This is a genomic window from Sodalis endosymbiont of Henestaris halophilus (genome assembly GCF_900161835.1).
Taxonomy (GTDB): Bacteria; Pseudomonadota; Gammaproteobacteria; order Enterobacterales; family Enterobacteriaceae.
Map to the genome: position 1 here is coordinate 1565918 of NZ_LT897836.1, position 25184 is coordinate 1591101.

At 37.0% G+C, this 25184-nt stretch carries 9 protein-coding genes; 6 read left to right on the forward strand and 3 right to left on the reverse strand.

The genetic code is table 11. From position 1 onward, the window contains the following. Positions 1-4956 precede the first annotated feature (4956 nt). Together serS and lolA are read right to left on the reverse strand one after the other, a co-directional pair. Positions 4957-6249: a serine--tRNA ligase gene (serS, locus tag HBA_RS03315; RefSeq protein ID WP_097032579.1), complete on the reverse strand. Its 1293-nt coding sequence runs from the start codon at positions 6247-6249 to the stop codon at positions 4957-4959. Positions 6250-7635: 1386 nt separating this feature from the next. Then, positions 7636-8244, reverse strand: coding sequence for an outer membrane lipoprotein chaperone LolA (gene lolA, locus HBA_RS03320; protein WP_097032580.1), 609 nt, complete (start codon positions 8242-8244; stop codon positions 7636-7638). A 541-nt stretch (positions 8245-8785) separates the two neighbouring features. On the opposite strand from lolA, the gene HBA_RS03545 reads away from it, so the two are divergent. Continuing rightward, positions 8786-8959: a hypothetical protein gene (locus tag HBA_RS03545; protein ID WP_157774262.1), complete on the forward strand. Its 174-nt coding sequence runs from the start codon at positions 8786-8788 to the stop codon at positions 8957-8959. Here the strand turns inward: HBA_RS03545 and HBA_RS03325 are convergent. Beyond that, positions 8942-10069 (reverse strand): DNA translocase FtsK 4TM domain-containing protein, encoded by a 1128-nt coding sequence (locus tag HBA_RS03325; protein WP_097032581.1) that lies wholly within the window; start codon positions 10067-10069, stop codon positions 8942-8944. The genes HBA_RS03545 and HBA_RS03325 overlap by 18 nt on opposite strands. A 991-nt stretch (positions 10070-11060) precedes the next feature. Here HBA_RS03325 and trxB point away from each other — a divergent pair. The 5 genes from trxB (at position 11061) to dps (ending at position 21456) form a co-directional block, all read left to right on the forward strand. Continuing rightward, positions 11061-12038, forward strand: a complete 978-nt coding sequence (gene trxB / locus HBA_RS03330) for a thioredoxin-disulfide reductase (protein ID WP_097032582.1) — start codon at positions 11061-11063, stop codon at positions 12036-12038. A 216-nt stretch (positions 12039-12254) separates the two neighbouring features. Further along, positions 12255-14015, forward strand: coding sequence for a heme ABC transporter permease/ATP-binding protein CydD (cydD, locus tag HBA_RS03335; protein ID WP_097032583.1), 1761 nt, complete (start codon positions 12255-12257; stop codon positions 14013-14015). Between the two features lie 2 nt (positions 14016-14017). After that, a complete protein-coding gene (gene cydC / locus HBA_RS03340; RefSeq protein ID WP_097032584.1) occupies positions 14018-15742 on the forward strand; it encodes a heme ABC transporter ATP-binding protein/permease CydC in 1725 nt (574 codons plus the stop codon). Between the two features lie 391 nt (positions 15743-16133). Then, entirely contained in the window at positions 16134-16352 is a 219-nt protein-coding gene (infA, locus tag HBA_RS03345) for a translation initiation factor IF-1 (RefSeq protein WP_097032585.1), read from the forward strand. A gap of 4600 nt (positions 16353-20952) precedes the next feature. Next, the gene (dps, locus tag HBA_RS03350; RefSeq protein WP_097032586.1) at positions 20953-21456 is read left to right on the forward strand and encodes a DNA starvation/stationary phase protection protein Dps; all 504 of its coding nucleotides are present in this window, start codon (positions 20953-20955) and stop codon (positions 21454-21456) included. Positions 21457-25184: the final 3728 nt, after the last annotated feature.

The following is a 25184-nucleotide window of genomic DNA, read 5'->3' on the forward strand; positions in this document are numbered from 1 at the left end:
CAGGAATTAATCTCTATATTTAAAGAAGAATATTTCATTATTATCTTTAAGTTATTTCTAAGAGATTAATTTTTCATTATCCTTCTCGTGTTATTCAACTCTGAAAATGGCACCTGTTTTGATTCATTTGACTAACATCTGGATTTCAGCTAAGCACTAAACAAATAAAGACCTAGCGACTACAGAAATAACAGCAAGAAAAATATCTACTTCTCATGCTACTGACATCAGACAATTAAAAATCTATCAAACAACCTAATCTGGAAACTGATTTTATCGACTCTACCAGTATAATTTTCTAAAACATCTTTAAACATAGCGTAAATTATGTCTCCTAAATTTAGGAGATTAGAAATATCACCATAGAAGGTTTTGTCACGCTAATAGTTATGTTATAAGATAGTAAAATGGAGGTTTGTATCATCAATTATACTAATATATAATGGGTTACACCCATAGTATCTTAACCAGAATATCACCCATGTATATAGCGTAAAACTTTGTAGCTAACCAACAAAGTTGTTATTACCGCGATCTGTCAGCAATGCTTTGTCAGCTTATTGCAGTTCTGAGTTTAAAAAAACATTATCTGGCACTGATATTAATGCATTATATCTGAATAATTTTTAATGCATGAATTAGTTCTTGATTTATTGCCACTATCAAGTGAACTGACTGATTTAACTTACAAAAGAGATAATTAAAAACCATGCAAACACTAAATTGCTCGATGGTAATCATGAGTAAATGCTGCTGTGTCCCCGAATAAACACTTGATTTTAAATCATCCTTTTCATCCCAAATAAGAGTAATAATTACTACAGTTTGAATAATTTTCTGTGGTTTAAAACTAAGCCCGCGAAAGACGGCTTAACATTATCACGACTTCCCCCACGCATATGGGGAGCTTGTGTGGAGACCACATCTATATTGTTAGAGCCTACAAGATTACATAAAGATATGCATGCACTATTGCCGCACCAGACTGTGCTAATAATTTTATGAAAACTATAACAGAAAAACGTTTTAATATGCTACAAACTAGCATAGTTTACGAGAGTAAACGCCAATAATTAGAGGAGAATCGCAGCAATATTTCGCCAAAACTATAAGTAGAGAATGAACTTAAGCAATCCATAATTATATATGGGTAATGAAGTTAAGTTAATTATATTTAACAAAGTTCAATATTAAAACAACATATTTAGCTCGAAATTTATGCATCATAAATGCAAGAATTTAATTTTCATTCATTTAACTTAAAATTTGTATAAACAAATAGTTACAACAAAATATCTAGCTAATCTTTCGTATTTACCACGCGAAATTTATCACAGTAAATCACTTTGACGCAATAGTGATTATAAGATTAATCAACTAGTTAACGTGCTTTTGCTTATATTTAGCAAAATATTAGCTTAAATAAGCTTAATGGCTATAAAGAGCAAAATACCACGTAGTAGGCCATTTCATCTCCTAATGGAGATGAAATCAATGGAATTTTTATCTCCATCGCACATTGGACGGTACATTACTAGCACCGTAATCGTGCTATATTACTTTGCTAAATTTATCAGAAGCATCTGTTTTTCTTTTATTAATCATTGTTTACTGCATCAATGTATTCATTCCCACAATGCTCTTATTATTACCCTAGCAATTGGCGACATCAGTTGGCTGCAACTTTATTTAATATTCATATAAATCACTTGAGAGACACTCTATTCACTATTAAACTATAACTACCATTTAAGGACAACATCTGACTTGCTAGTCAACATATAATATCCAACGTGGATTAAGACTTAGAAATTTTACAACCTAATGATTATAAAATGCATGTTATCGTTAACAAAACTATATGTCCCAGAATGCAGGCAATTTTAATTATGCACCGAGCTAACTAGTTCGGCTGTGCTGGACTAAAATTGTTTGATAAAATATTTATAATTGTTTACAGATCGCAATCTTAAACCTCAACAAGTTTTCTCTTAGAATCACTAAAATCTTTATGATGTAAATAAAAATTTATCAATTTTATCGCAAAATTCTTGCGTTGGTTATCAGCATCGTTCCTGAGCAGATTTCTAATCTGATGGTTGCCAGCTTGATCATCAATAATATAATTAGGATTAGGATAAATAGCATTATCGGTAACGATTTAATAGTAGGAATTAAGGTAATAAATAATTTATTTGCGTGATAGTTACCGTTATCGAGTCGATGATCTGCAGTTGGATTATCAAATTTTATATCAGAAGATAAATATAGCATGAACTGATCTGAATCGTGATTCAATCATGATTTAGAAAATTGTTTCTGTAGTTTAATAACAAAAAAAATCAATCATGCGTGACATTCTATAACAAACTAAATCTACTATACAAGTGAAGAAGCTTTCGATTCACAGTGACCACATGGATTGCTCTGCAAGCAGTAATGATACGAAAGATTAAAATCAAGCAGTGAATTCAAATGCCGGTCGATTTTAATACCGATGTCGCCGTAATCCTAAAAAGCTAGGAAATATCATTTCTTGCAGACTGAAGAGCTGCTTAAGCACGACATCATTCCGTTAGTAGCATAAATATCAAAGCATTTTTATATGTATAACTTTTATTAGATACTCGCTGCATAGCTGATATACTGGTCGTGCTTAAAATAACAAACACCAACAACAAATGCAGCTTAATCAATGATAATTACCATTGTGCTACCACTGAACGTTATCAGTTATCTGGTAACAAATAAATCTACCTCGCTCTACCATTTGCAGTTGCTAAAAAACAAATTGGCAACCCAAGAAAATATTTAGTAAACTATCTTCCCGTAATCAGAAATAGCTGATTAGTACATTAAGACTAAGTGAGATTAAGAAATGACAGCAAAATACTTGTGAAAAGATATCTTTTGACCGACTACAACCAAACAGGATAGTCGTACGTGAATCTATTTTAGTTATCTGGCCGTGATGAGATCCCATAAAAAACGCAGTCATAAAATATATATTTTTAGCTTTCTACTCAACACAAAATACGACGCACTACTAATTTCTATCAACCAGATTTGAGCGATCTAATTCCTCGTAGTATGTACATTTATTACCGCGCTGTGATGACAAAACAGATCTGTTTCTTGAACACCAAAAAACCGTGGGTGGGTTTTAACAACTAAGTTGTTGACTACCACAAAATTAATATGCTTCTACATTTAGCGAGCACAAAGTCCGCGCTAATTTCTGTCCTTGCGGACATTACAGATCATAGTGTTCATTACACCTGACGAGTAGGTCTTGATAACCAAGACGAACATAACTGAAGTAAGTCCATACTAATGCTAGTCATAGCCGGTTTTTCACTTGCGATAACAGCGGCTTTGACTACACAATAAGTCTTCAGTATTGTTGTTATTGCAGTGTAGTTATATTTGCCCAACATCACACTTAAAAGTGTGATATACCATCAAGCGATATGCTAGATTAATTTACCAAAATCACAAAATGCATGAGGCGCTACTACGGTATCACTTTCAACACACTCCAGCCATAACTGAATTAAAAGGTCGAATTACAGTTACTGCTCTTATCTTAGTCGCCTACCTCTTTAATTTAATGAAAATCCAGAGATTTTGTTTTTCAATGAAACAAACAGCACGATGGATATCAAAAACAAGCAAATTTGTAATATTTACTGAATAATAACATTCCAGGAAATTATTCTTGTTAGCATGGTATATATGAATAGCATCACGCGTTATTATAATAACCACTAATAATATACTCATCGCTGAATCTTAAGTGGCAAGATGATGAGAATTAAACGCAAATGCAGCAGAAAAAATACTGCGTAAATATTAACGAAAATACCTATGGCCAAGGAGTAGTTAACGAGCCCCTGAACCACACAACGAGAGGTTAAGACATCATTAGTATAAAGGAACTGGCAGAAAATAGACTATACTGTAAACAGTGTGCCATTTTTGACGTAGAAGCCGAAAGACAAGGGCAAGCTAGTTTCTCGATTTGGTAGTAGTATGCACTAGCTTATAATTACGATCTAATGTGCGAATTAGCACCTCAAGATATACTAATGGCGGTGTTATTGTCATAACAAACAACAGATGGTCTGAATCAGACTGTAGTAACATGACATTTATTAACAGGTTGCACAAATTGTAGAGCGCATCATTGTGCGGCATAACATACTAGTTGTTAATGGCAAATAATTTGCCTAGACTGATCTTTGTCCATTCCCAGCCTTAGTTTTCAACAAAGGCGCTTCGAAGCCGAGAAGCGTCTTAACTTAAAAGACATTATCTGACCACGATACTCAAAATAATGCAAAACACTCGCTATAGAAGACCACCGATAACTTGTTCGCAAATTATATATAGTGTGCAGCCGCACATAAGCGTGCTTTCACTATCACTGATACTAACGCGCAGACAACGTCAGATATGAAAAAACTTCAACACAGCTTTTAGGAACGCATACGCAAAACCCCAAACAGCATCTTGGCCAGCAAGAGCACCAAACAAGCCAAATATAATTATAATAAGCCTAATTGTTGCATTCGCCTACTTGTACCTCGGCAAGTAATCTACTTAGTAGATTATCGATATAAAATAAAACTAACTGATAAGTCCGATCTACTTAGTAAATCGCGAAAAGACATGTCTGATCATCACAGTATCATTATGTTAAGGCAGGCAATAAAAATTATTTGTAATAACAGCCCACACATACAACATCAGTATTAACTACCAGGCAAGGTTTGACAAACATGGTTTAATATGAAAGATATATTCTTAAAATTAGATTACAAACATTATGTCATTATGCCTAAAAAAGATAAATTAGCAATTTGTATCACCTAATTTTTAAGCTATAATCAGAATAGTGCTTGATATCACACCAAAACGTAATTTAATAACAAGTTAGTTGTAATAGTCAAATTTTTAACCAATATGAGTCAAACCGTTCATATAACGACGCAATACTGCAGGTATTTCAATGCATCCTTTGGCTAACTGGTAGGTTTCTAAAACCGCTACCAGCGTGCGTCCTACAGCTAAGCCTGATCCATTTAATGTATGAACTAAATCAATTTTCTTTTTTGCCCGGCTGCGGTAACGAGCTTGCATCCGGCGCGCCTGAAAGTCCCCAACGTTAGAGCAAGAAGAGATTTCGCGATAATCATTTTGCGCAGGCAGCCAAACCTCCAGATCGTAAGTTTTACAAGATGCAAAACCCATATTACCAGTACACAGCAACACTTTTCGATACGGCAGTTGTAACAACTGCAACACTTTTTCTGCGTGACTAGTCATCTCTTCCAGAGCTTGCATTGAATCTGTAGGTTTAACCACCTGCACCATTTCTACTTTATCAAACTGATGCATGCGAATAAGTCCACGAGTATCGCGCCCATAAGAGCCAGCCTCGGCGCGAAAGCATGGCGTATGGGCGGTCATTTTCAGAGGTAGATCATCTTCCTCGATGATTTCTTTACGTATCAGGTTGGTTAACGGCACTTCTGCGGTAGGGATTAAAGCATAAGATCTAGTTTCTGCTTCTTCTCTGAGTGACTGGGTATGAAACAGATCCTTATGAAACTTCGGAAGTTGCCCTGTCCCGTACAGAGAATCGTGATTCACTAGATAGGGTAGATAATTCTCCAGATAACCATGCTGTTCGGTATGTAAATCTAACATGAACTGGGTCAATGCACGATGAAGACGAGCAATTTGGCCACGCATCACTACAAAACGTGTGCCGGTTAATTTCACTGCCGCGGCAAAATCTAGACCGCCCACGATTTCACCCAACTCCACGTGGTCACGGATAGGAAAATCGTACTGACGCAGTTTACCCCAACGAGAAACTTCCATATTGTGATTTTCATCACATCCGTCAGGCACTTCAGCCGCTGGGATATTGGGCAGTGATAAAGCGTAGTCGTGAATCGCACTCTGCAGGGCAGTTAGTTCCATTTTGGCGGCATTAAAATGCTTACCCAGCCTATTTACTTCCCGGATCAATAGCTCGATATCTTCCCCTCGCGATCTCGCGACTCCAATTGCTTTGGAGTGGAAATTGCGTTCAGCTTTCAAAGCCTCGCTTTTTACCTGGAGAACTTTGCGACGCTTTTCTTGCTTACGTAAGGTAACCACATCCAGTTTGAATTTTCTACGAGCTAATTTTTCCGCTACTGCGTCAAGCTCGTTACGTAGTAACTTGGGATCGAGCATCTTAGTCTTGTATTTCCCATTATTATCTTATGTACGTTTGCGATATACATTTATAATCGCACTGCATTCTGATCTGCAGCTAAGTTATTAACTTAGTACCCGTAACCTTATCTCTCACAACACAGTAGGTTAATTAATAGTATTTTGTCAGGCTATTTTTTAATAGAACGCTTCTTACCAAAGGTGCTTGTTAGCACTTTTCCTCTAATCCACGCGTGATCTTCGCTGAGAGTAACTATTTTACGCTATCTCGTACGGGTAATATATCAATATATGAGTAGTCCTCACTGACGTGCGAAGACCTGTTTAGTTCATCATGCTCTAGGCGGTGTAGTATAATAGATCGCATTACTTTTAGACACATAAGTCAAATAAAAATTTGACCAAAATATTGTCCTGGGGCCTTTTCTGCGCTGTTCTTATCAAGCGCTAAATCCCAAACATCGATGACAACCTACCCTCCTGTAGGGAGGATAAGTAATGTTTTTACCCAAATATTCAGATGAATATAGCCAGCGTAAAACTGTGTAACATACAGCAGAACCGCTATTTTATAGCAATAAACTACGTGTACCACAATTACTTTACTAGATAAAGGCCAGATTCCGCACACCGATGTGTACAGCGTCTTAATCAAGAGATAGTAATGATCTCTTTTATTATCAAAGAGCGCATTGTATTCTTCGGATATTTAGTTTAAGAGCGCACTTGCGTTAGTAACTGTTGACCCTAGATGTCGGAGACTGTCATACTTATATTCAAAAAACATTTCTAAATTATTGGGCGCACAACGAGTTGCATGATTTATCATCTATGCAAGTAGCCCGCGGTTTTATACGGTTAAAGCACGATATTTTAGACGACGCAACCACGATCACTGTTTTACATACCTGATCAAGCACCAATTTAATACCGTCGGTTGTCAACCTTATCAGTAAATTAACCTGGGACGACTATAAACCAGCATCGAATTGAACTAACAGGAGGGCTTTCGGTAGTGAAAATATTAAAGTGATAGTACCATCATTCGATAAATAGAATGAGTGCGCGCCCCCTACGTCTAAACTGCGACGCTTTATAGCTATCATTTTGCAAATATTTCCTTGATACAGGGAGTCACTGCACATTGACCACGCCACATCAGCATTACAATAATAAGCTATTAATTAGATCTAGGATGGTTTTGACAATCGACTGTTGGCCTCATAACTTAATCACTAAATTAACTGTTTTCAATTACCAGAGGTAACCGCAGGTTTATCAACACTTAGCAAATGGCGCTAAATATAAACTTCTAAAGTATCTCGACAATCGCATACGCAATGCAAGCGATTGAAATGTATGTTTGAGAAGAAAAAAGGAATAGCTTATTAATAAGCTAGCTAATTAACGCTGGTCGTCTAGCATTACACCTTGCGGGAGAGAAAAATAAAATTTATCATTCCCTAACAAGCCGTTCTTTTGGTTATTTAATTTATAAACGCTGTGCTGACCATCTTGCTCCGCAACGGTGAAACCTTCAATATTACCCTTAATAGTCACTTTAATAGTAAATTGTTTCAAATTGCTATTATCATATTTCGGCACCAGCAAAAAGCTATCACCTTGCTGCTGCACATTATACTGATGCCAGTCAGTAGCACTATTGCGGATTATTAGCATTAACGGCGTATTGTCCGTAACGTTACTAAGCCAGTTGGCGGTAACTTGTTCAACGAAAGGATTATAAAACCACAGGGTTGTGCCATCGGATACCAAAATGCTCTCATCCGGAGAGGTCATATGCCACTTGAAAAGATTCGGCCGTTTCATCCACAGCTCGCCTGCACCTTCCTGAACCACATCTCCTTCTGCGCTGGTTACTATCTGGGTAAATCGAGCGTAAAAACTATTAATCTTATTTAGACGGCCGTTCAGTATATCGGCATCGTCAGCAAAAGCCATAACCTCCAGCATATGGAGAAAAATATAAGCGACCATAAACCATTTTTTCATTATAAACATTTCTTAAAAGTGAAAATAAACGCACCACTAAGCACAGCATCGATAAACGCAACAATGCTGTTAATTTTAACAAAACACTAGCGAGATACTATAAGAATATTTGCTAAAATCCCTATTGTTAGGCATCATTGTACGCAATCACCTATTTTGAGACTAACTGCTGTAATTGAACAAACTAAAATCTCGTGTAAATAGGACCGTTTGACAATGTTTGTTAAATCATGCCAGGGTTAGAAACGTAGGGTTAATCTAGAATCGCTGCCAAGACTTAAATAGACATTCCCCGAAATAGATCACTAAATAAATTTAGAAAGATAAACTGCCTTACCCCCTAACGTAAGAACTAACTATAAACTGGTAATTGCCTCAAGAAAGACCAAGTACTTGCCAACTTGATACGATGATCAGCAAGCTGTACTTTAACAAGTACACCTTTAATCAAATGCGAATATGTCAACTTTTACGCAGCAGAGGAATTAGGAGCTCCGTATTCAGCAGCAGCGATAGCCAGTTTTTGTATTAACAATTTCTGATGCATCAAAAGCAGATAAATCAAGCTGCGCTTGATGAATGTCTACGGCGTGGACTGGTTAAAGAGATTATCGGGGACGTTACCGCCCATCATCGTTATACCAAAGGCATGGATAACCAGACAGCTATAATAATCAGTCGAATCAACAATGACCTGCTAGCGCTCGGCGTATAAAAACGGCGTACACAACACCTTCTTTTCCGCCGCACAATCTGTTTTGTGGCAGATATCCTTCATTGCTTTAGCCAATTGTGGTTGAGAAGGGATATTATTTTCCCACGAGAAGAATTTCAGTCGTGTCGAAATAAGCATCGGGTTCGATTTAATACCCTGTTTCAACTTCAAATTATCGCAATTCCTGGTAACAGAAGGAGCCGGCATAAAAGTCAGAGGTGTGTTACTATTTTTTTGTCCAACGTCATCTGACGTCAAGAACATATCGTTATTATACTGCAAGACTGTGCAGTGATAAGAGCAGTATGGCACCTCCAAATCTCGTTGACACCTGCACATATACGGCTCGTCGTCTTCAGTGGCTAAAGCACGAAGATTAGACAACCGAATGGTCTGAGTTCCACCTATGTTATGACCATTAAGCACTGCCTCGTTTCTGCGAGCTGCATCTTCTTTTTTTGGATCATTTTTATCTTCTTGATCACATTCATTGCGAAAGAGACCATTTGATATAACGGTAAAGCAGTCAAGCACCACCGCTCCAATTTTTTCAGAGATGGTAACCCACGACCATCTGGTGAATAGAGTAAGCCCTGAAGCCCATATACACAGCATCGCGATGGAGGCACCGATTACGTTGTTAAACCACGGAAAAATCGCACTGCTTAGCAAGCTGCCAATAACACCACCGGCAGTGAAATAGTATTTATCATCAACATTTAGCGCGGCTAGGCAACAAGAACTAAGTAGCAACATCAAGCCACCGATAAACTGCAGAGATAAACTAAATAAATTTATATAGACACGTTTATAACTCTGGGTAAATAATACATCCCAACAAAAAAAGAAAACAATGGGCGGTAGTACATACGCCAGCACGCCGAGGGCAAAAAATAGGGTATCGGCAAACCATGCACCTGCCACGCCACCTAGATTGTGTATGGGACCATGACAGGCAGCATGTAACCAACTAGGATCGAAGGGGCTAAAACTAACTAGCGCCACCATTAAAAAAAACGCAAAAATACCCAAAAAAACTAGCACAATGTCCAAGAGCCAGCGGACGTTACTGAAAGTTTTTAGGGAACTATCTTGTTTATTTTTTGGCACAAGAAAACCTATCTAAGGTCACCTTAAACAATAGCTACGAACTATCATTTAATTATAGTATATATCCGCATTAAAAATTCACAGACGAAAGCATACTTTCACATGAAAGTTCTTATCATACACATTTATGATAGAATTGGAACTATGTTTTACTCTACATAAACATCAATAACAGTAATCTATTACGGATTGGGTAGTACATATCTAATACAAGCATTTTAGCAAGTAATAACCATAACCTAAAACAAATAATGAACCTAAATTTTCCAGTTTCTGCACAGCAAAGTTGAATTACTAAAACATTTATGGCTCAAATAATTTGAGGGTAATCTCAACAAACAATATATAAAACAATATCTAGATAGTATGTCGTTTAGTAGTGATGTATGGTCTTTTACAAAATTAAAAAATTTCAGGGAAACGCACCTATGTTAGAAAAGTGAGTAAAAATATCCTTACCTTCATTGAGTAAGACGACATTAAAACCAACCCCTATTCTTTTTGTAGGGCATCCAGAGAAAAATCTTGTGATCAATCTGATCAAAAATCTGCTACAAATGCTTTTCATTATTTTAGAAAAATATAAGATTAGATCTTTTTCAAAATGTTATAAATAGTTATCATCTATCTGTACACGCACTAAACTAAAATCAGGGAGAGTTGAAACGCACTGCAAAAAGATCGCATCAACGATGCAAAACTTAAACCTCTACCAGCAGTAATAATTCCAGATTGTTTATTGTCTTCCATAGATATTTTCAATAAAAACACAACCAATTGCCAAAATGAAAAGTTCAATTATATAATAGCATAATCACTGTTACAGGCAAACTCTAACACATGGCTAGTTTAGTGTAGTTTATTCCGAATCTGTCATGCTGGCGACATCAATATCAGCGATTAATTAATTTCATTAAATATTTTGCATTCTTTTCGCCATAATTATTTTTATAATCTTAATAGATAATAAAGCAATAACAATGAGGAAAACATGTCTATCGTTAACCACAGTACATTACTCATATTGGGTTCAGGACCAGCTGGCTATACTGCTGCTATATATGCCGCACGTGCTAATTTAAAACCGGTCTTGATCACAGGTATGGAACAAGGAGGACAACTGACGACTACGACAAAGGTGGAAAATTGGCCTGGCGATCCTGATGGGTTAACAGGGCCGCTCCTGATGGAGCGTATGAACACCCATGCTAAAAAATTTAATACAAAAATCATATTCGACCACATTACACAAGTTGATTTACAAAACCGTCCGTTCTACCTGGTCGGTAACAACCATCAATACACTTGCGATGCGCTTATTATTGCTACTGGTGCATCTGCGCGATATTTGCAGCTACCATCTGAGAATATCTATAAAGGAAAAGGAGTGTCTACCTGTGCAACCTGCGACGGTTTTTTTTATCGAAACCAGAAAGTTGCGGTAATCGGCGGCGGCAATACCGCTGTAGAAGAAGCCCTTTATTTGGCTAATATTGCAGAGGAAGTCCACTTAATCCACCGCCGCCACACCTTTCGTTCGGAAAAAATCCTTATCGACCAACTATTAGATAAAGTCAAGAACGGTAATATCGTTCTGCATACCAATCGGACCCTGGAAGAAATCCTGGGTGATGATATGGGCGTTAACGGTGTGCGGCTAAAAAAAGTAGGGGCCGATGTCTATGAAGATTTGGCAGTTGCCGGAGTGTTTATCGCTATAGGTCATAGCCCCAATACCGCAATTTTCGGATCGCAATTAGCAATGAAAAACGGTTACCTACTCGTGCAGTCCGGAATTAATGGAACCGCGACCGCCACCTCGATTCCAGGCGTGTTCGCGGCCGGCGACGTAATGGACTATAACTACCGCCAAGCTATTACCTCCGCCGGTACCGGTTGTATGGCGGCGCTAGACGCCGAACGTTATCTCGAAACACTAGAGCGCGCCGTTATTACCCCTACGTATTGATCACGCGACAGATTGCCATATCTCATCTTAGTGTGATAAACGCGCCGCTATTATCGTTTCAACTAGACTGCCTAAATGTGCGATAATTAACCGACAGTAATTTTTATCTCGTGCATAACAGGGTAAATATTAATTGCTCTAGCAAAATAAAGGTCATCATATACATAGAATTTTTCTATCTACAACATTTCGTTCCGACTTGAAACCAATTATTAAATGAATAAAAATAAACAACAAATCTTAGTATGCTGGCTCAAATCACAAAGTAGGCAAGTAAACCAATGGCTGCGTCTTTCCATGCTACTCGGCCTAGTGAGTGCTTTGATTATTGTTGCCAAAGCCTCAATATTGACAGCCTTATTGCAAGCATTTATCATGGATCATACACCGCGCGAAAGCTTAAAAAACTACTTTATCGCTTTGGCAGCATTATTTGCACTACGCGCCACAGTCAATTACAGTCGTGAACAAGTAGGCTTTATCGCAGGCAGTATGCTACGCCGAAAAATTCGCGCTCAGGTGCTGGACCGTTTAGAACGATTGGGTCCGGCCTGGATTCACGGCAAACCTGCCGGTAGCTGGAGTAGCATGTTGCTTGAGCAGATCGAGAATATGCATGATTTTTATGCCCACTATTTACCTCAAATGTGGTTATCAGTACTCGTGCCGTTGATGATCCTTATAGTAATATTTCCTATCAATTGGGCAGCAGGGCTGATTCTATTTTTAACAGCACCACTAATTCCACTGTTCATGGCGCTGGTCGGCATGGGGGCCGCTGACGCCAACCAGCGCAATTTTCTAGCGTTAGCGCGCCTTTCTGGTTATTTCTTCGACAGACTTCGCGGTCTGGAAACCCTCCGGCTATTCTTTTGCGCTCAAGCGGAAAAGGAAAATATTCGAGACGCTACCGAAGCCTTTCGTCAGTGCACTATGGAAGTCTTACAGTTAGCACTTCTATCTTCAGGCGTATTAGAGTTCTTCGCCTCAATATCTATCGCTATAGCAGCGGTTTATTTCGGATTCTCTTATATGGGAGAACTAAATTTTGGCAGTTACGGCACTGGTGTTACGCTATTTTCAGGATTTATGGTACTGATCCTTGCTCCTGAATTTTTTCAGCCATTGCGAGATTTAGGCACGTTTTATCACGCTAAGGCTCAGGCTGTAGGAGCAGCTGAATCTTTGTTCTCTTTTTTGGAATATAGCGATGAAGACCAGGGCAATGGCCATGAAATTCCTGTCGAAGGACCAGTAAATTTGCTAGCTCGTGATCTATGGATCCTGGCTCCAGACGGAAGCAAACTCGCCGGACCGCTAAATTTTTTCGTCGCCGAGGGGCAGCGGGTAGCTATCATTGGTGCTAGCGGCGCGGGCAAGAGTTCATTGCTCGGAGTACTCATGGGATTCTTACCATATCGCGGCTCACTACAAGTCAATGGCCAAGAGCTGCGAACGCTATCGCCTAGCTTGTGGCGTAAACAATTAAGTTGGGTCAGTCAGAATCCGACGCTTCCGGCAGTTACCCTGCGCGAGAATATCCTGCTAGGCGCACCAACAGCGGATGATTTTAAACTGACACAAGTACTGAATAATACTTATGTAACTGAATTCCTTAACACTATACAGGGTGGTCTAGACAGTGCTGTGGGAGAAGACGCAAGCCGTCTATCTATGGGCCAGACGCAACGCGTCGCTCTGGCACGAGCGCTGATCTGTGATCCGAAACTGTTGTTGTTGGACGAACCCACTGCTAATCTTGACGTACACAGCGAACGGTTAGTCATGCACGCGCTGGAAAGCGCTACACGACGCCAAACCACGCTGCTAGTAACACATCATTTGCAGATTATCACAAATTTTAACGTCGTATGGGTGATGTCCGGCGGCATCATAGCACAACAGGGCCGATATACCGACTTGGCCGCTAGTGGTGGGCCGCTAGCAGATTTTGCCTCTCAAATACAGGAACTATAACCATGCGCAACTTGTTGCCATATTTGAAGCTTTACCGTCTTCATAGCGGACAACTTGCTTTTGGCGTTTTACTAATTATTAATACATTTTTGGCCAACATAGGCTTACTAAGCCTATCTGGCTGGTTCCTTGCTAGCACAGCGATAGCTGGTGCTACCGGCTTGTACAACTTTAACTACATGCTGACCGCCGCCGGCGTACGAGCAGCAGCGATTACACGCACGGTAGGCCGCTGGGCGGAACGGGTTGTCAGTCACGATGCTACATTCCGCATGCTGCAGCATCTGCGTCTTTACGTTTTTAGCCGTATTCTTCCTCTTTCTCCCGGTGCACTTGCCATCTTCCGCAAAGCGGAACTACTTAATCATCTGGTAGCAGATGTGAATACACTTGATCATCTTTATCTGCACGTGATCTCACCGATGGCTGGGGCGCTGGTGACGATTCTTGCGGTAACAGCCGGCATATATCTGCTTAATCCACTATTAGGTTTGACACTCGGCGCGATAATGTTGGTTATTTTAATGCTATTTCCTCCAATATTTTATTTTGCCGGAAAACCAGTGGGACAAACATTAACTGATTTACGCGCCGATTATCGACAGCAGCTGAATGCCTGGCTTTCCGGCAATGCCGAACTCATGCTGTACGGCGCCGCGGAACGTTACCGAGATCAGTTAAATGCTATAGAACACCAATGGCAAATGCATCAACGTTACCAAAACGGCCTAGACTCTGGAGCAAAAAGTCTGCTATTACTACTAAACGGCATAACATTAGCGCTAATTATGTGGCTCTCCACCGGTAGCGAAAGCCGCGATGAATCTTACGGAGCGCTAATTGCGCTGTTCACGTTCGCAACACTCGCGGCCTTTGAAGCTCTTAAACCTATAGCAGGAGCGTTTCAACATTTGGGACAAGTGATAGCATCCGCCACGCGACTCAACTTCATTATCCGCCAGTCGCCAGAAGTAGTGTTTCCCACCGCCGGTCCAGACCCGGCCGCAAGTATTGCTCTTAGCGCATTCCGGGTGCGTTTTTATTATTCAAGACAGATAGCGCCTGTCATCGACAACCTATCGCTGACGGTTGCCGCCGGAGAGCATATCGCCCTCCTCGGACATACCGGTAGCGGAAAATCTACCCTGATGCAGTTATTGACTCGCGCCTGCGATCCACAAGAGGGGCATATAACAATCAACGATGTTCCAATAAAGGAATGGAGCGAAAATACGTTACGCGCTATGACCACCGTAGTGCCGCAGCGTGTGCATATTTTCAACGTGACATTACGAGATAATCTAAAAATAGCAGCACAAGAAGCCAATGATGAACAACTGTGCGCAGTGGTGCGGCAGGTGGGCTTAGAGAAGCTATTGATGGGAGATGGATTAAATTCTTGGCTCGGGGAAGGTGGCCGTACGCTTTCCAACGGCGAACAACGTCGTATAGGTATCGCCCGGGCGTTGCTGCACGCTTCTCCGTTATGGCTGCTCGATGAACCTACAGAGGGACTGGATGCGGTTACTGCAAAACAAATACTACATTTATTAACCACGCGAAGCCAAGGGAATACCCTAATAATAATCACCCACCAGCTGCAAGGATTGGAACATTTCGATCGTATCTGTATTATGGATCGCGGTACCATTATTGAACAAGGTAGCCATCAGGACCTAGTAGCCCTACGCGGACGCTACTATCACTATTATAGGCCAGTGATATAACTAAGTCAAATAAAATCTAACTATGCTGTTTTACTAGCTTCTACTCTAATTTCTGCATTTCTATAACCGCATAAACAGAGTTAAGCAAACTTAACGATAAGGAAAAACTCTATGGCTAGCTTTCAGAGGCAATAGACCGGCAATAGCTTCTTCTACAAATTACAAGTACTATCGCCTTATAGATTATATTTTGTATGTTCTTAGAGACGTATTTTGAATAAGAGTTACTTTTTGACGCGGTGTTATTTATCCGTTAGCCGAATGCATTAAAATTGACGCTTAGATATTTTCCTGTTATTTTACACATTTTTCTTATCATTTCTTTACACTGAAAATTTTTCAGCATAATTTTACTGATTCAAAATTATAATATTCACATCAAGAGAATTCAATGACCAAAGAAGACAATATTGAAATGCAAGGCGTAGTACTAAACACGCTAGCTAATACTATGTTCCGTGTGGAATTAGAAAATAAACATGTGGTTACCGCACATATCTCCGGTAAAATGCGCAAAAATTACATCCGCATTTTAACTGGTGACAAAGTCACCGTTGAACTCACCCCTTATGATCTGAGCAAAGGCCGCATTGTTTTTCGTAGCCGCTAAGATTACCTAAACGCATTACAGAGGTATCTTCCAATGAAGAGCGATCCTCTGTATAATTCATGCGATCACTTACCCTTTTCGCGCGACTAATAAATACTTCTACCCGTAATAACGTATGAAGAAAGCAATGACAACAAAATTGGTTATCCCACACAAATGGTGTTGCTCCGCTTTAACCTCGTGAAGTGCGTTTTTAAAACACTGTTCATTGCTGTCAGTGTCTAAATTTGTCTGTATTTTATTAGCTTTATTTTCCTAAATAAGTTTGCATTTCTTCATGTATTACTAAGCAATTCATATCCAACATAACTCTCCCTAGAATCACATCGCTAAGCGGTAAGCTATGAAGCTTAGTAAAATTATGATACGAATTCGCGAGAATAAAAAGGTAAACAAGAAAACTAATGATAAAAGAAATTGAAGAAACCTCTAGCGCAATTATAAAAAAAGAACGCCCCCTACACGAAAACTCTTCATGGTCAAAAAAAACTACTAGAGATTAGTTCATCATCCTCTTTAGCTCTTGTTTTTATATGCACTTCAGAGCTTGTGTTTAATAGTGTTACTGTTTCGTCTAATTTAATATGCACTAATTTATTATATATAAACGAAATAAATAAAATAAAGTTTATTAACGGGTTTTGCATTTTTCTTACGTGACATAAATTATAAAACACATATCTATAATTTTTGTAGTCACCTTTATCATTTAGTAAGCCGTATACACGTTACAGTGTAACGTTATTAACTTCAAATCGTATTATTGCTAGTTTAAAGATAAATTTGTCGACTACTTGCTTTAAATAACGTTGGTTACGAAATGATTAAAACAAATTAAGTTATAAAGATAGTTACATAATTCCCACGTAAATATATTTTGGATATCTTAAATTGCATTATTGCTGTTATCTCATTGAATTATCTTTATATACTAATATTTGATTTTTATAGACTAAAATTACTAATCATTAACTAGTAGTACATTACAAATATTAGCTTTGTTATCATTAACGTTGATTAATCTCTGTCATTATAAATCAAATGTTGCAATAAATTGCAAACATTTTCGCACCTGACAGCTGCATCTATTTATATATTTAGATATACCGAACAGCAGTAGCTTTCTATCTAACACTTTGGCAAGTTGCACAGCTCTCACTATCCAACCCATAGAAATTTAACAAACAGACAAAGATTTCATCTGGTTATATTCCTATGCTTACCAGAAAATTCATTTCGATTGCCTCAGTTAGAATTTCTATAGCCTTGTCTGGAAAATAGAAGTCGTTAATATATTTGACCATCAGTGCCCGCCAAATCTTACCGCTTCAGCGATATAACACACATCCGTGGTAAAATGCATATGTGATCTTAAAAATAATTAGGATCTGTAGCCTTTCCGTTTATTATCTGTTAGTTAACGTGTATTTTTAAAAATACAGTAATAAGAATCCATTTATTAAAAATTTTGCTGAATTTTAATAGATAATTGAACCCATAACATAACTTTACCATTATATTGCTACTGAAGATCAACGGCTTAATCAGGTAAGCGAAGTATAATGGCCCGCTCGGGAGGCGTGTAGGAACATATAATAGTGCAACTTTCTTCTATAAATAAAATATTTTTAATTTGTGTAAACTTATTGCTTATTAATTTGAGATGTTTTTTGAAACAACTACGGTACTTGGATACAAAACAGCAAAGAATTAATGTCTAGGGAACAAAAAAATGTGTAATAGGCTAAATAAAATTTTTTACTTCTACGTACACAGTTTGTCTAACTAACTTATAAGTAATTCCGCCCCCACACAAAGAAGTCGCCTGATAGCAACATGTTATTTTTCCGACAGCGATACAGAATTTGAATGGCACACTTTCCAGTTCACGCTCGTGAGCCAACCACGAGCATTAATGCCATACTGAGAGTTAATTGATTAAAATTAGTAGTAACACTTTGTATGTACGCCTCACAAACTTGATTGATATTAATTGTTTAATATTTAAAGAAACATGTATTTGCGTCTTATATTTCAGTTTACTATCGGAGATTCAATTTATCTCATGCAATTAACTACTGTCATAATTGTTTTAACAAAGCAGTCGCCTGAATTTCCTGCCACTGAAAATCTCTACTAGAATATCGTAACCCGACCCTTTGTTTAATTCATGACAACTGAACATAAAAAGTCAAACCAGCAGCATACGATAAAAAAATTAAGCATGGGATGCATTTATTGCTCTTCATCATTTAAAGATAAATCCTTTGTAGCTTGTTTACGCAGAGATTCTAGATTCTCTAGCGAAAATCTACCAGATCTACAGGGCTGTTTGTAAGCCTGAAGTGCTTCACGCAACCTAATGATTGCTAAGCAACGCAAACAAAGCAGATGTTCTATGGTTATAAATTTATACTGTTTTTATATGCTGGGGAGAAATTCATATTTAAATTAAGTCCAATGTTTGATTAAATATTCACATCCTCAAGTGAAATATCATATTATCAAATTGCATTTTTAGATTTTTTAACCGTATAAAGAAACATACGCTTCTTCCCATGGGGGTGATAGTTGACGTAAACGACTTTTATTTCCGCGATTCTTACATTATAAATGAAGCAAATAACCTTTCTTTAATTATGCATGATAAACATCAGTTACTTTACTTATTAAGCATTATAAAAAATTTGCAAACCATTAATAACAAATTTCATTAAAACATAGTAGCTAGTGTCGGTAGCATTTTGTCTGAGTGTGCCGACAACTATCTAAAACGTGGCTTAAAGCGCTTTGTAAGCTAATACTAAATAATGTTATCAATAAATTCTTTCACCATCGCGTAATTTTTATTAGTATTTTAAAAGTGTAAACACATAGCAGATACAGTTAATTACTTGCCTAAACCGTTTAATTATCTTCATCACATAAAAGTTTTTTTTCGATATGTAGAAATGATGAATTAGTTTAACTATATTAATAATAAAGATATTTCACGCACTATTTAATAATTAAAGTAGACGGTTACCGATCGCCGAAAGTTCGGCAAATTTTTAGTTTTAAAATTGAATTAAAGATCTAAAAAAGAATAATGTAAGATTAATGCACCTGTTCAAGTTACTATTATCGCCAATCACGCACCTGGCCACACTTAAACTAACAATGTTAATTATAACACTTTTATTTTATAGTACAAGTTGCGCAAAGTTTAATAATGCGATAAATTGATAACTAAAAGCCATATCTGACGTGCTGTTGTCAGGTTTCATTTGTCCACGCGTATAAAAAATCATCAATTACGGAATAATAAGTCAGATAAATATTGAAATAAATAAGTTATTATCTTACCTGACTAAGATCAATTTATAAGGTTTATCCAACATGACACAAATACAAAATGTGGTCCAGCACGGTTTTGGTGCAGACCTTGCTAGCGTGTACAGCCCGCACTAGGTGTGTAAGGTCTGTTTTCCGTAAAACTAATTTAATTAAGTCTATGATTTTCTTGTGAATGTATAGTTGTAGACGATGACAAGACATCATACAAAATGATTAATTAATCTATGCTATGAAAATCTATTTGTTATTATTGTCCCTCTCATTATAGGCTATTTTTCGCCACGTTCGTGTTTCCTCCGACTACAGATAGTAAATCTTATGCGTAATGATTTATATCATTCTCTTAATGTAATCCCGGTATTAATAAGTAATCCGCGCGGTAAAAACAACGTTTATTTGCGCAACCTAGAGATATTATTTCATAAACTACCATCCTGCCAATCACAACTAGGTACTAGATTTGGCAGACCTAAATATGACTAAAGAAATACATCAATAGAGTACCAATCGCACCCGAGAACCTATTTCAAACCCTTACACCTATATACTTTATCTCTGCGTATTTTAAATTTAAATTAATCCATAGTCAGCTGATGTTATTAGGTTGTAAAGAGATATAGCGCGACCTTGTCACAATACCTTTAGATCATGATTGCAAAGCCCTTAAATACGCGGTGATACCCTAGAGATATTCTAGATGCCTAACGCGAATATTTATTATTCTCACCATGACTAGCAAAAACGTTGTCGTAAGTTATCAACTTATCCATTTCATGCAACGAAGGAAAGATATAGAGCACTTTACCGAGGTAAATCCGGGTAAACTAAAAAAGAAAGTATTTTACAATTAGTACCAAACTAGTGATGACAAGCCTAATGACTTACCATCATGATGAGGCCGCAAGAGGCAAAATGATGTCGTTATAGACATCAGATATATTCGTATAACGTTATGCAGCGATTATTTTTTTGATAACGACGACCCTTCGTCGCCTTGGCGACGGACTTAAAGGCAACAGCCCTCGTTTACTTATCGTTCATGAGTATATAAGCAATTTTCTAGAGCTACTTTCCTATTAGAATAATTAACAGTATAATGTCATTACTATGACAAAGGCCATAGCTCCCGCCAAAATAAGATTTCAATTCAACAACAAAATAATGACAACTTGACAGGAAGCACAATGGTTACAAAGTAATATACATATCATGTCATATGGAACTACAGACAAGCTTTTACAAGCTATTAAGATAATTAGTAATTATGAGGACTGTTAAATTGATTAAAAGAAAATCTTCTGAACTTATTTTTACGCGCAATGATATGAACGAAAAGGTAAAAATCTCAATCATTTCCATACTTAACCGTCTTGTTATTGAACTGGTGGATCTAGCGCTTATCACTAAACAGGCACATTGGAATATGCGTGGAAATAACTTTATTGGCGTACATAGAATGTTAGATAATTTTCATACTGCAATTCTTAACCATCAGGATATAATTGCTGAACGTATGGCACAGCTAGGTGGTGTAGCATTAGGAACAGTACAGGTTACTAACGATAAAAGTACACTAAAAAGTTACCCTACCACTATTCATACAGTACAAGATCATCTAAAAGAGCTGGCCGATCGTTACGGTATCGTAGCCAACGATATCCGTAAAGCAATTACCGAAGTCGGAGATGAGGTTACTGCTGATATCCTTATTTCTACTTCCCGAGACTTAGATAAATTCTTATGGTTTATAGAGTCTAACATTGAATAAATTCATGTTAGTGCCAAATCTAGGTTGGCACTAACATATTTTATACCGCAAAGACTAACGATATGGTAGTTGACCTTGTGCACTTCACTAAATTTTTATAAGTAACATCTTCGCAAGGAAACAAACGCCTACTTGCCCCGTAAAAATTAAGATTGACGAGTCAATCTTAATTAAGAGGGTATAGCTAATGTTATAGAAGCACAGGTTTACTAGAAAAATATAAGCACGCAAGCGGCAGCAAAGATAGTTAGTGCATTAAAACAATGCTCAAAGTACAAGAAACCCTTGCAGCATGAAGTTGATATTAAAGCAATTAAAACAGAGGAAATATCCGACGCGCAATGTCACTGTATCGGTTAGTGCGGATTTTAACAGTATCGTATTAATAAGCGCGGCAGCGGTGTTATCATATAAATAGATGTCCAAATTAAGCTATACTGAACCGCACCATGCTATCGTTTACCTTGGACGCTACCAAGAAGGGTAAATCGTATATTATAGCATAGTACATGCTTTTATTTTTAACTATCATCTAAAATATTAGCTTATCTATAGACATAGATAACTATAACGTAGCGAAAAATCTACTAATAAACTTACCTTAATCATAGTCGCCGTTGTAATTGAAATGTCTCTTCCATCCTCCCCCCCCCCTGCAACGAAAATAAGTTGCCATTTCTGGCATTGGCACCAATACAGAGGAAACATAGAAAAGTAAAATCTTTTCTTATCACTGATAATCTGGTCAATATTGAATAATATTACCTAAGTTAGTGTTGTATTCTGCTAAGTGGTGATCGAGCTGATGTTTAAATTAACCGAAAATTCTAAATGACATTGATAGATATAGTAGCGATACAGCAGATCACAATCTTATACCTCGATGAACGTTATTTCCTTCTAAAATAAATAAAATACTACATAATACATACTCGACACACAATAACAAACACACAATATGACGCGTAACAATATCTACCAAGACACGCTTATTTCAATGATTTTAGTGCAGTCAGAAAATAAATAACCTGGAAAATAATTCACTAATTAAGTTAACTAAAGCAACGTTATAGCTAACGGTATTATCCTAAATTGCCAATAATGCCCGCGATAAGATTGCCCCACAATGTCCTGGTTGGCCATGAGGTAAACCAGGTTGGAAAAATACAGGAAAAATATCAGGTCTTTTCACTTCCAGCAGCAAATATTTATACTTTTGATAGTATCAGGTAAACTTTGCTGAAATAGAGAAGTGCAAATTACCAAGATAAGTCGTGGCTTATCGTTTATTTATGAAACATGTTATTCATTTTTAACCCCCATCTATTGTGATAATATCAGGCATCAATCATTGTATTTACACAATGATACAACATCTACCTAAATAAAAAATCAATAAATATATCACTCATTAAAATAGCGTATATGTTAGTAGACTTTGATAGCGACGATCGTTTACACACAGTGGCACTCTGCAATCAGTCTGCATAGACAAAAGCCAATGCACGCAAAATATCGATTTTATTTTTGCATGGGCTATTGATGTAGGCTACAACTATACTACAAAAGTAAGGCTCATTTTGGTGAATTGTAGCTAAATAAGCACCATTCCTATTTTTATAAATATAACAATATTAAACATTAGCTAAAAGATCTAATGATCGTCGTCATGCTAATGAAGTTAATAAATAAGGTATACACACCTCATATATGCAAGAAAAGGCGGCATAAGGCATCGTACATAACACTGTTTTATATTTACTCTACCAATCTAGAAAATTCAACTACAAGAGAGTAGTGTCGAAATTGATAAGAAATTGCTTAAAATTTGTTTACCAATCGGTTTAACGAATCCTGAAAGTTACAAGCCCCTTGTATCACTCTGTTAACTACCAAGCCGCCGAATACTAGGCTAGTACCTGTGTTTGTTTCAGTTTTACACTCTTGAGTGTAGCTAATAGCTACTACGGCATTACCTAATTAATTTTATTTAATGTGTAATCAAAAAGAGCGATAGTCTCTCTGTCTAACGAAGCAGTTATGCAAGTTAATCAGCTAGAAAAAGCTTTTATGCAATAACCATTAATTCAAATTCCGACGCTCCTGCTAAGAAAAATTTGCCAGTAAATTTTGTTATCGTTATTATCATTATTAATCAGCAAATAGCTGCGGTCGTAGTAATGTGTTAGTTTTGTTACGCAAAATTCTTAATGATTAGCATATTATACCACAAATTAACATCACTTTTTACAGCATTTAGTTCATACATTAAGTCACTACATCACCGAATGTTTAATTAAATTCTGATCAAAAAATAAGACTAGTTGCGTAACCTATACAAATAAAGAAACCTGAAATGCTAACGATTATTCCTTAAATACCAGAAGTCTTGCTTCCATAATAACTCATAAATATGGGATAAACTAAAATGTTAATTAATCGACTAGATGAGAAATGGTTGTTGATTACCATTAATAAGCTCACAAATACATAAACAAAAAACAAAGAACAAAGTAAAATACTATGCGCTAGCGATCGCTAGTTAGCTGTGATACTTGCTTAGCTAAGCTGAGTTAGGTTATATAAATAATATTTTGATAGAGAAGTATAGTTTTTCTGAGGCTAATTATGAATTTGTTGGCCAATAAACTGGTGAGAGGTTGTAAGCACTAACCATGTTTAGACTTGTCTTTAATCATTCAAGCATTTAAGATGAGCTTTGAACTGTATAATCACCTTAATTTAGCTTGATAATTTATTAATACTAAGGCAGCGACTTTAATAGTTTTAAATATCTGCAAGTACTGTAGAAAATATAACGCAAAGTATAAGACGACTAGTCATTAGGGTGAGGATAATAGATAGAAAAAATCTTCGCAATAGCTTGCAAATAAAATAAGTGCCAAAGTTAAGCTAACTAACTTCACTAAATAATTACAAAAGAAGTCAACTACAATATTGTAGTAATACAATATTGCTACTTTCACCACATGGGGAGATGACCCCTAATATAACACAACTTAACGCCACACAACGCAGAGTTGCTGCTTCATAACTAGCTAAGGTTTTTTATAGTGGTCAGTATTAGTTGATTAATAATAAACACCAACTGTTAGCGCAAGGGCTCACAACAACAATAGTTTTAATTGAATAAAACCGCAGCTGTAAGATACGTAGGTAATATTTAAAATGCATGATAATTTACAAAATTACCTGGACGCAACACTGGCAGCTCAATAATTTGTGCGGCTGAACAATGCAATTATAAAGACAAGGTAAGATTACCGCAACGAAACATAAACTTGATCAACATGACAAGATAAATACAGTTGTTGAAAATATACTGTTAGATTTAGATCTACTAAACAAGATAAAGAACATCTTCAGCAATAACCTAAGTTTTTTAATGCTTGATGTAACTTATAAGACAAAAGATAGCAAAATAAATAAATGGACATTTCAAGTAAAAAAACAAATTCGTATAACATGCGAATTTATCAATGCCAAAATATATAAATTAATATTTAGATTAATGCCATAAATAAAACATTTAACTACATTTCTATTGATTACCAGTGTTTTACTAAAAAATCCTCTAAACATGGAATATAATTCTTTATATAATTAAATAGATAGATATAATCTAGGTTATATTTTATTATATTATTTATTGTTTATAAATCAGCGATAAATAGCAAACTTTTAAAACCATTTAGTGCTTTTAGCGC